This is a genomic window from Planctomycetota bacterium, assembly GCA_038746835.1.
In the GTDB taxonomy this organism is placed as follows: Bacteria; Planctomycetota; Phycisphaerae; order Tepidisphaerales; family Tepidisphaeraceae; genus JBCDKH01.
The window spans coordinates 1-6,329 of the sequence record JBCDKH010000201.1; the positions used below are offsets into that span (position 1 = coordinate 1).

At 65.2% G+C, this 6,329-nt stretch carries 7 protein-coding genes and 1 pseudogene; 4 read left to right on the forward strand and 4 right to left on the reverse strand.

Annotation, left to right across the window (positions count from 1 at the left end; all coding sequences use genetic code 11):
- Window positions 1-273 (forward strand): TRAM domain-containing protein (locus tag AAGI46_14795; protein ID MEM1013475.1); only part of this gene is annotated, 273 nt, incomplete at its 5' end.
- Window positions 274-295: 22 nt separating this feature from the next.
- On the opposite strand, the pseudogene AAGI46_14800 reads toward AAGI46_14795, so the two are convergent.
- Window positions 296-526, reverse strand: a pseudogene (locus AAGI46_14800) (cold-shock protein).
- Window positions 527-799: 273 nt separating this feature from the next.
- Between AAGI46_14800 and lptB the strand changes: the two are divergent.
- Both lptB and AAGI46_14810 read left to right on the forward strand, forming a co-directional pair.
- Window positions 800-1,546 (forward strand): LPS export ABC transporter ATP-binding protein, encoded by a 747-nt coding sequence (lptB, locus tag AAGI46_14805; protein ID MEM1013476.1) that lies wholly within the window; start codon window positions 800-802, stop codon window positions 1,544-1,546.
- A gap of 141 nt (window positions 1,547-1,687) precedes the next feature.
- Entirely contained in the window at window positions 1,688-3,244 is a 1,557-nt protein-coding gene (locus AAGI46_14810) for a GGDEF domain-containing protein (GenBank protein ID MEM1013477.1), read from the forward strand.
- A 6-nt stretch (window positions 3,245-3,250) separates the two neighbouring features.
- On the opposite strand, the gene AAGI46_14815 is transcribed toward AAGI46_14810, so the two are convergent.
- Both AAGI46_14815 and recR read right to left on the reverse strand, forming a co-directional pair.
- Window positions 3,251-4,198, reverse strand: coding sequence for an NAD(P)-dependent oxidoreductase (locus AAGI46_14815; protein MEM1013478.1), 948 nt, complete (start codon window positions 4,196-4,198; stop codon window positions 3,251-3,253).
- Complete coding sequence (gene recR / locus AAGI46_14820; GenBank protein MEM1013479.1) at window positions 4,195-4,815, reverse strand: recombination mediator RecR; 621 nt, start codon at window positions 4,813-4,815, stop codon at window positions 4,195-4,197. Before recR ends, AAGI46_14815 begins: the two co-directional genes overlap by 4 nt.
- Window positions 4,816-4,986: 171 nt before the next feature.
- Between recR and AAGI46_14825 the strand changes: the two genes are divergently transcribed.
- Window positions 4,987-5,112, forward strand: coding sequence for a hypothetical protein (locus AAGI46_14825; protein ID MEM1013480.1), 126 nt, complete (start codon window positions 4,987-4,989; stop codon window positions 5,110-5,112).
- A 39-nt stretch (window positions 5,113-5,151) separates the two neighbouring features.
- On the opposite strand, the gene AAGI46_14830 is transcribed toward AAGI46_14825, so the two are convergent.
- Complete coding sequence (locus AAGI46_14830) at window positions 5,152-5,964, reverse strand: prephenate dehydrogenase/arogenate dehydrogenase family protein (GenBank protein ID MEM1013481.1); 813 nt, start codon at window positions 5,962-5,964, stop codon at window positions 5,152-5,154.
- Window positions 5,965-6,329 lie beyond the last annotated feature (365 nt).

The window sequence follows — 6,329 nt, forward strand, 5'->3', positions numbered from 1 at the left end:
AACCTGGAGCTGGTCGGCCGACGGCTGGAGCTGATGGTCGAAGGGCCGAGCAAGCACGCGGCCAAGGCGTATCCGGCATCGAACGTCACGCTCGGCAGCGGCTTCAATCGCCGTGCGGCGGTCGAGCAGCTGGTCGGACGCACGCGAGGCGACCAGATCGTCGTCTTTGACGGCGACCCGGCGCTCGCGGGTTCGTTGGCGAATGTAGATGTCGTCGAGGCCAAGGGCCTGACGCTCTTCGGCAAGCTCGCACGGCAGGCACAGGTGGCCTAGCGGTCAGCCGCTGCTTTCCAGGTCAGCTTCGATGCGACCGGCCGAGGCGGTTCGAGTCGGTGTCCGAGCGGACGACGCGGACGGCACGGCGTCCTTTGGGTCCGTCTTCGTCGTCGTAGAGGACGGCCTCGCCTTCCTCGAGCGTTTTGAAGCCGTCACCCTCGATGGTCTGGTAGTGGACGAAGACGTCTCGGCCGTCGTCGTCGAGGATGAAGCCAAAGCCCTTGGGATCGTTGAACCACTTGACCGTGCCCTTTTTGGTCGGCGGCTGGTCGTGGGTGTCGTGCGTGGTTTCGACAGCTGGTTCCGCAACAGTCATCATGACAGTCCTCGTCGATCTGAGTCGTGTGAAGTCGATCTACCGGCCCCCCGAGGGCCACCGCCCACCGTATCAACTTTCACGCAAGTTGAAACCCCAGCGCACAAGTTTCCGATAGGGCTTGCCGTAGTTGGACTTACGTGAACCAGCGGTCGGCGTTGGCGGTAGCATGAGCGCGTCTGTCGCACCCTCTGCCTCGGTGTCCCCTTGAACCTCCTCGAAGTCGAAGGACTGGCCAAAACCTACAGCGGACGACGCGTCGTCGACGGCGTGTCGTTCGGCGTGCAGCCAAGGCAGATCGTCGGGCTGCTCGGCCGCAACGGTGCCGGCAAGACGACGACCTTCCGCATGATCCTCGGCATGGTCGTGCCCGATGCCGGCACGGTCGCCTTCGACGGGACGGATGTGACACACCTGCCGATGTTCCGTCGCGCACGCCTGGGCATTGGTTACCTCAGCCAGGAACGCTCAGACTTTCGTCGGCTGACGGTTTATCAGAACCTCATCGCCATCCTCGAAACACGCTCGCTTTCGAGAAAGGAGCGGCAGGACCGCGCGATGGACATGCTCGAGCGGTACGGCTTGAGCCACGTCAAAGACAGCCCGGCCGCCGTGCTCAGTGGTGGTGAGCGGCGCAAGCTTGAAATCAGCCGGGCGTTGGTCACGGATCCGAAGCTGATGCTGCTGGACGAGCCGTTCGCCGGGGTGGATCCGGTAGCGAAAGAGGAGATTCAGGGGGAAATCCGCCGTCTTCGCGACGAGTTCGGCAAAGGCGTCCTGATCACCGACCACGACGCCGAGCGCACGCTGCAGGTGTGTGACGAGGCGTTGATCGTGGATTCTGGGACGTTGCTTTTCAGTGGCAAGCCCGCCGACGCCGCGGCGGACGAGACGGTGCGGCGAGTCTACCTCGGCCACAACTTCGCGCGAGGTCTCGACACCGCCGAGGCGTGACGGCTACGCCAGCTGGCGGCGACATTGTGTCTGGCGGATTCTCGGCGTCATGCCCGCGAAGGGCTCAACCGATGCAAGGAGTGCGTGGGCCAGACGCCGTCCGTTTGGGGGCCGGCCAGCAGATCTGCGCGACAAGCACCCATGGACACCACGCTTCAAGACAAGATCAAAGACTGCCCCGGGTTGCCGTCGTTGCCGACGGTGGCCGTCGAGGTACTTCGCCTGGCTCGGGACAGCGAAGTCGACATGGGGGCTTTGGCCGACGTGATCAACCAGGACCCGGCTCTGTCGGCTCGGGTGCTCAAGACCGTCAACTCCAGTTTCTACGGCCGGAGTCAGAAGGTCACGACCATCGAGCAGGCGCTGGTGGTCATGGGGCTTCAGTCAGTCAAAACGCTCGTCCTCGGCTTCAGCCTCGTCGAAGGTCTGATGGACAAGTCGTCCGAGGGCTTCGACCACAAGACGTACTGGCAGCGGAGCTTCTACACGGCCTGTGCTGCCAAGGAGCTGGGCGTCGCTTGCCGCGTGATGCAGACGGAAGAGTTGTTCGTCTGCGGTCTGCTGTCGGACATCGGGATGCTGATTCTCGATCTGGTGCTGCCCGACGAGTATGGACGGGTCTGTGCGCTGACCAAGTCGCACATAGAGCAGGACGTTGCCGAACGGTCGCGAATCGAGACCGACCATGCCGAGGTCGCGGGCTACGTGTCGGAGCTGTGGAAGCTGCCTCCCGTCCTGTCGGAACCCGTGCGATGGCACATCCAGCCAGACGAGGCCGGAGACGAAACGCTGCAGACGATGGCGCGAGTCGTCTCGGTGGCAAGCCGGTGTGCAGACGTCTTTGTGGATGAAGAACCCGCTCAAGCGATCGCCGACGTGCGTGAGTCCGCAGCCAAATTGCTCGCGATGTCACCCGCTGGCCCGGCCGATGATCCCCAGGGCTTTGCCGACCAACTGCTCGACAAGCTCAACCAATCGGTCAAGGAGACGACGACGGCATTCGAGATCGACGTCGGCGCCGGAGCGAAGTACGACAAGATTCTGCGCGACGCGACCGATGCACTGGTCGAGATCACGATGCAGAGCCAGCAGGCCGCCCAGGACCTTCAGCAGAAGGCGGTCGACATGGAGTTCGAGTTCGCCAAGCGCGAGGCCGAGCTGACCAAGAAGGCGACGACCGACCCGATGACGGGCTTGGCCAATCGCGCCGAGTTCGACCGGTTCCTTGCCGAAGAGCTCGCCGCGGCCGTCGGTGCCAAGGAGCCGCTGTCGCTCATCATGGCCGACATCGACAAGTTCAAGAGTGTCAACGACACGCACGGCCACCAGGTCGGCGACGCCGTCATCAAAAAGGTGGCCGAACTGCTCGACATGTCCTGCCGCGACGGCGACATGGCTGCGCGATACGGCGGCGAAGAGATGGCACTCATTCTGCCGGGCACCGAGCGTTCCACCGCCGCAGCCTTGGCGGAAGTGATCCGGACACAACTCGAAGCCGACAAGGTCGACTGTGGCGACGTCGGCCTCTTCGTCACCGCAAGCTTCGGCGTGAGTGCCTACGAGCCGCCCAGTCCGCTCGACAAAGCCGCGCTGCTGCTCAAGGCAGCCGACAAGGCGCTCTATCACGCCAAGGAAACCGGTCGCAACCGCGTCAAAGTCTTCAGCTTGCCAAGGCCCGCTGCACGCAAGGCGGCGTGACAAGCACTACGGCGCAGGAAACTTCGGCCTCTGCCCGTTCATCACCGCGACAACGTCGCGCACGACCCAGCTCATCGCCTCGACGGCGACGGTCGTCCGACTGGCCATGTGCGGCGTGAGCAGGACGCGATCGGCGTGGCGCCCCATGAGCGTCCTGTACGGCGAATCGGCCAGAGGTGGCTCGGGGTTGTACACGTCGATTGCGACGCCTTCGATCTTGCCGTCGTCCACCGCGCGAAGCAGGTCGAGCGGCTCGACCACGAGGCCGCGGCTTGTGTTGATGACGAAGCGGAACTTGCCGTGATGCAGCACGCTGGCATCGAGCAATCCGGCATTGTCCGGTCGCCCGTCGACGTGGAGCGTGAGCAGGTCGCACTGGCGGACTAGCTCGTCGAACGACACCGACTCGGCGGCCAAGCCAGCCGTCGTTACCTCGGCCGAGACGTCGAGCAGGTCGTGGTACATCACGCGTGCCCCGAAACCACGCTCGAAGACGCCGCTGACCGCTCGCCCGACCCGGCCCATGCCGAGGACGCCGATGAGCAGGTCGCTCACGTGCTCGCCGGCACTCTTGCGGAGTCGTTTGAAGCCGGCGTCGGTGAAGTCGAGCGCGTTGGCATGCCACGGCCGGACGAGCTTGACGGCCAATCCGGCGACGAACTCCGCGACGGCCTTGGTGTTGGCGTCAGGCGTGTAGACGACCTCGACGCCGCGACGCCGGCACTCGGCGACGTCGATCGTGTCGAGCCCGACGCCGGCCCGGCCTACGACCTTGAGCTTCGGTGCCTTGTCGAGCAGCTCAGGCGTCACCGGCGTGTACGACCGGACGACCATGCCTTCGCACCCTGCCAGGTGGTCGTCGGTCGGCCCGTCGAGCAGCGTCGCCCGCTCGCCGGCCCAGGCACGCGGACGCGGCTCGATCGCCTCGGCCAACAGCAGCGTCGGCTTGCTCACTCGTCGTCGCCTTCCATCGCCTGACGATTCTGCAACGCGTCGGCGAGCATCGAACGGTTCGCGTACTCGATCGCCCCACCCGCGGCCAGGCCTCGGGCGAGTCGGGTGATCGTGATTTTCGGCCGGCGTTTGCGGATTTCGTCGGTCAGGTAGAGCGCCGTCGTGTCGCCTTCGAGAGTCGGATTGGTGCCGAGGATGACCTCCTGCACGTCGTCGTCGGCGACGCGTTTGAAGAGGGCGTCACCGGTCAGGTCTTCGGGCTCGACGCCTTCCAGCGGGGCGAGTCGGCCGAGCAGGACGTGGTACGTACCTTTGAAGCTGCCGGCGTCTTCGATGGCGATGACGTCTTTGGGCTGCTCGACGACGAGCACCTGCTGCCGGTTACGCCGCGGGTTGTCGTAGATGCGGCAGCGGTCGCCGTCGGTCAGGTTGAAGGTGATCGGGCAGTGCTTGACCTTGGTCTTGATGTCCGAGAGGGCTTCGGCGAACGCCAGGACCTCGTCGGTGTCGCGGCGGAGCAGATCGAACACGATCCGCTCCGCCGAGCGTGGCCCGATCCCGGGCAGGCGTCCGAAGTGGCGGAGCAGGGCTTCGACGACAGGAAGATTCTGAGCCATCAGCAAACTCGGCCTGTCCCACGGCGGATGAAGTGGCCGCCCAACCTGTCGTGGAGTCGGCGCATTTCCGTTTCGTCGGGCGAACCACTATAAACCGACGCGAGGCATCCGTCGCCGCAACGTGCAGCATCGGGTGGCCCTTCGTTCTTGTTCTATCTTCTGGAGTCACCCATGAAGCTTCTCAAGCGCCTCGGCCTTCTCATTTTCGTCGGCACGCTCATGGCCCCGATCACCTTCACCGCCGTCGGTTGCGAAAGCGACGTCGATGAGGACGCGGGCATGGAAGTCACCGAGTAAATCCGCAGGTCCTTCGATCTGCCTTCGAACCCGCGGCCGTCATTCGACGGCCGTGTGTTTTTGCACCGCAGCGAGTGCGTGGCGTATGTCGTCACGTTCGCCGTCGCGTAGGTGTCGAGCGAATGTCTGGAGCGCTCCGGCGAGGGCTTCGGTCGCATCGGCGACCTCGTCGGCGTTGTCGCTGAGGATGCCGAGCCACAGCTCCGTGTCGCCGCCGGCAATGCGCGTCATGTCGGCCATGCCCTGACCGCCGTGGACATGATCGCCCGCGAGCAGCGTCCGAAGAGCGACCGCCGTCACGTGTGGCAGGTGGCTGACGCGCGCGACGAGCCGGTCGTGCGCCTCGGCCGACATTGGCGTGGTCGTGCGACAGCCGAGTGACTGCCAGAACGCCGTCACGCGTTCGACGGTTGCCGCCGACGCCTCTCCAGGGCACAGGTGGCATGGCGCGTCGTCGAAGAGGTCCGCTCTGGCTGCATCGGGCCCGGACCGGTCGGACCCGGCCATCGGATGGGCCCCGCAGAACCGCTCGCCGAGTCCCGCCTCGCTTGCCAGGCGCAGGATCGTCCGTTTGGTGCTCACTACGTCGGTGACGACCGCGTCGCTAAGGATCGACGGCAGGATGCTGGCGGCTGCTGTGACGGGCGTCGCGACGACGACAAGCTCGACCTCGGCTAAGGCCACGTCATCGAGGAGTTCGGTGAAGCCGCCGATGGCAAGAGCGGCATCTGCAACGCCGCGATCGCGATCGACGCCAACGACACGCTCGATACCTGCGCGACGAGCCGCGAGCCCGACGCTGGTCCCGATCAGACCAGTTCCGATGACGCAGAGGGAAGAGACGGTCGCCACAGCTCGACGCTACAGCATGTCGGACACGGAACGGTCGCTCGATTCGGGGAACCGTCGTCGCGATTGCGTCCGGCCGGCCACCGAAGTTATCGGAACGTGCTGAGCGCACGGCGACGTCACACGCCGGGCCTGTTGTCGTCTCGTCGCAGCCGATCTACCGTTGGCGTCACCTGGCAGCCCGGTAGACGGCCGGGTGCCTGTCGCTCATGACTCTGACCATCGCCCCCAAAGTCGTCGGTACCGAGGAGGAGCTGGAGGCCGTCGACGCCGCTCCGTCACCGACGCACAAGACACCGGTGCCGTCGGTGGTGCTGCCGTTCGAGGAGCCGGTGGTCGAGCTGGAGCGTCGCATCATCGACCTCGAC

What these genes read in the sequence shown, in the direction of transcription:
- AAGI46_14810 (MEM1013477.1), top strand. Translation starts at nt 1,688, where the DNA reads ATGGACACCACGCTTCAAGACAAGATCAAAGACTGCCCCGGGTTGCCG.
- AAGI46_14825 (MEM1013480.1), top strand. Translation starts at nt 4,987, where the DNA reads ATGAAGCTTCTCAAGCGCCTCGGCCTTCTCATTTTCGTCGGCACGCTC.
- recR (MEM1013479.1), bottom strand. Translation starts at nt 4,815, where the DNA reads ATGGCTCAGAATCTTCCTGTCGTCGAAGCCCTGCTCCGCCACTTCGGA.